This is a genomic window from Ilumatobacter sp. (genome assembly GCF_049588435.1).
In the GTDB taxonomy this organism is placed as follows: Bacteria; Actinomycetota; Acidimicrobiia; order Acidimicrobiales; family Ilumatobacteraceae; genus Ilumatobacter_A.
This window is the reverse complement of the sequence record NZ_JBAVYV010000475.1, coordinates 1-2559: the sequence shown is the minus strand read 5'-3', so window position 1 is coordinate 2559 and position 2559 is coordinate 1. Positions and strand designations below refer to the sequence as shown.

Here is a 2559-nt window from a genome sequence, read left to right as displayed (position 1 = left end):
GTGCGGGATCCCGGGTTGCGCCGGGGATGGGACCCGGCGATGCTCGGAGCATGTTGCCGCTCGTGCCGTATGTCCGTCGCGCCGATTGGACCGCCGACGAGGAACTGATCGCACGGCTCGCCGCGGCGATGCCCGATGCACTCGTGATGAACTTCGCCGACGTCGATCCGAGCCGCGTGGGCGAGATCACTGCTGCGGTCGTCGACGGACCGAGTGCCGAACAACTCGCCGCCATGCCGAACCTCGCGTTCGTCCAGAGCACGTGGGCGGGGGTGGAGGCGGTCGTCCCCACCGTGCCACCCACCGTCTCGGTCGCCCGGATGGTCGACCCGCAGATGGAGGTGACGATGTCCGAGGCGGTCCTCGCATGGACGCTCTATCTGCACCGGGACATGCCGCGGTATGCGCGTCAGCAGCGCGTGCTCGAGTGGCAGGAACATGCGCTCGTCCCGGCCCCGGAGAGGCGCGTGGGTGTGACGGGCCTCGGCGCGCTCGGGACGGCGGCTGCGCGGTCGCTCGCGGCGCACGGCTTCTCCGTCGCCGGTTGGGCGCGCTCACCGCGAACGATCGACGGGGTGGTCTGCTTCGACGGCGACGACGGATTCGAACGGCTGCTGGAACGGTCCGACATCGTCGTGAACCTGCTTCCCGACACCGCCGCGACGACGGGGATCTTCGACGCGACGGCGTTCGCGACGTTGCCGAGCGGATCGTCGATCATCAACTTCGGTCGCGGGCCGACGATCGACGACGATGCACTGCTCGACGCACTGGACCGCGGACATCTCGATCATGCCGTGCTCGACGTTTTCGCCACTGAGCCGTTGCCTGCTGACCACCGCTTCTGGACACATGACTCGGTGACGGTGCTGCCCCACATCTCGGGCCCGACCACGGTCGAGACCGCAGCGGTCATCGCGGCGGACAACGTCCGGCGGTTCCTCGCGACCGGCGAGCTCCCGGCCGACGCGATCGTCGACCGGACCCGCGGCTACTGACGTCAGGCGTCGACGAGGACGGGTGACGAGAATTCGATCACGCCGTCGTCGATGTCGACGTCGGGGCCGAGCAGGTGCTTCTTGTCGTACGAGTAGCTCTGGGATGCGGTCCACGGATCGCGATCGGACTGCTTCGGGTACAGATGGATGTTGCGTTGCATGTAGCCCGCGGGGAAGTCGTCGACGTACGGCCGTTGCACCATGTCGGGGTCGGAGGCGACCGGCATCGCCCGCGACATGTCGTCGTCGCCCATCTTGGCGAGGAGTCGACAGACGTACCGTGCGACGAGATCGGCGCGCAGCGTCCACGACGCGTTGATGTACCCGAACGTCGTGCCGAGGTTCGGGACCCCGGAGTACATGAAGCTCTTGTACGTGAACGTCTCGGCGAGATTGATCTGCTCACCGTCGACGACCGGCGTGACACCGCCGAGCGCGAGTAACTCGAGTCCGGTGGCCGTGACGATGATGTCGGCGTCGAGGCGTTCGCCGCTCTGGAGCACGATGCCATCGGCATCGAAGCGATCGATGTGATCGGTCACGACCTTCGCGTTGCCGCCCCGAATCGCGGTGAAGATGTCGGCATCGGGCGACAGGCACAACCGCTGGTCCCACGGGTTGTAGCTCGGCGTGAAGTGGGGATCGATCAGCGCGGCGTCGTCACCGAGCGCCTTCGTGACCTGCTTGTTGATCATCTTGCGGAGCTTGGCGGGGTTCTTGCGCGACGTCGTGTACGCGTACTCGGTGCGCCACGAGTTCATCTTGCGGATCGCGCGATAGGCCGTCTTCTCGGGCAGCACCTTGCGCAGCCCGGCGGTGATCGGATTGCGGTTGGGGGCGGGGAAGATCCAGGTCGGCGAGCGCTGGAGCATCGTCACCTGCGCGCCCTCATCGGCCAGCGCGGGCAGCAGTGTCACCGCCGTCGCACCGGAACCGATGACGACGATCTTCTTGCCCTCGAGGTGCTCGCGTGTCCGGAGATCGTCGGGCCATTCCTGTGGGTGGACGATCTGGCCCGTGAACGTTTCCTCGTCGGTGAAGTGCGGTCGGTGGGGGTTCGAGTACGAGTAGTACCCGCTGCACATCTGGAGCCAGTTGCAGGTCATCTCGTCGGTCTGTCCGGTCGGTTCGCCGTCGTCGCCGACGTGCGCGATGGACACGGTCCACAGCGACGTGTCCGAGTCCCACGACGCGCCGACGACCCGGCGGCTGAACGTGATGTGACGCGTCACGTCGTACTCGGCGGCGGTCTCGGCGATGTAGTCCTTGATCATCGGGCCGGGAGCGATCGAGATGTCACTCGTCCACGGCTTGAAGTCGTACCCGAGGGTGTACATGTCGCTGTCGGAACGGATGCCCGGGTACGTGAAGAGATCCCACGTGCCGCCGAGGTCCTGGCGCGCCTCGACGATCGAGTACGAGCTGTCGGGACACTCCCGCGTGAGGTGGCATGCCATGCCGATCCCGGAGAGTCCCGCTCCGACGATCAGGACGTCGACGTGTTGTAACGCTGTTCCAGTACCCATCGCGCGACCGTACCCCAAGCGCCGATCTCGTGAAC

Annotated in this window: 2 protein-coding genes; one reads left to right on the top strand and one right to left on the bottom strand. The window is 66.5% G+C overall.

Translation table 11 applies throughout. The features are described from left to right. Positions 1-998: 2-hydroxyacid dehydrogenase (locus tag WBV89_RS18045; RefSeq protein WP_423982717.1), on the top strand; the 998-nt coding region annotated here is incomplete at its 5' end. Between the two features lie 2 nt (positions 999-1000). Here the strand turns inward: WBV89_RS18045 and WBV89_RS18040 are convergent. Further along, the gene (locus tag WBV89_RS18040) at positions 1001-2524 is read right to left on the bottom strand and encodes a flavin-containing monooxygenase (protein WP_423982716.1); all 1524 of its coding nucleotides are present in this window, start codon (positions 2522-2524) and stop codon (positions 1001-1003) included. Positions 2525-2559 lie beyond the last annotated feature (35 nt).

Coding starts and splice junctions, on each gene's coding strand:
- WBV89_RS18040 (WP_423982716.1), bottom strand. CDS start 2,524: ATGGGTACTGGAACAGCGTTACAACACGTCGACGTCCTGATCGTCGGA.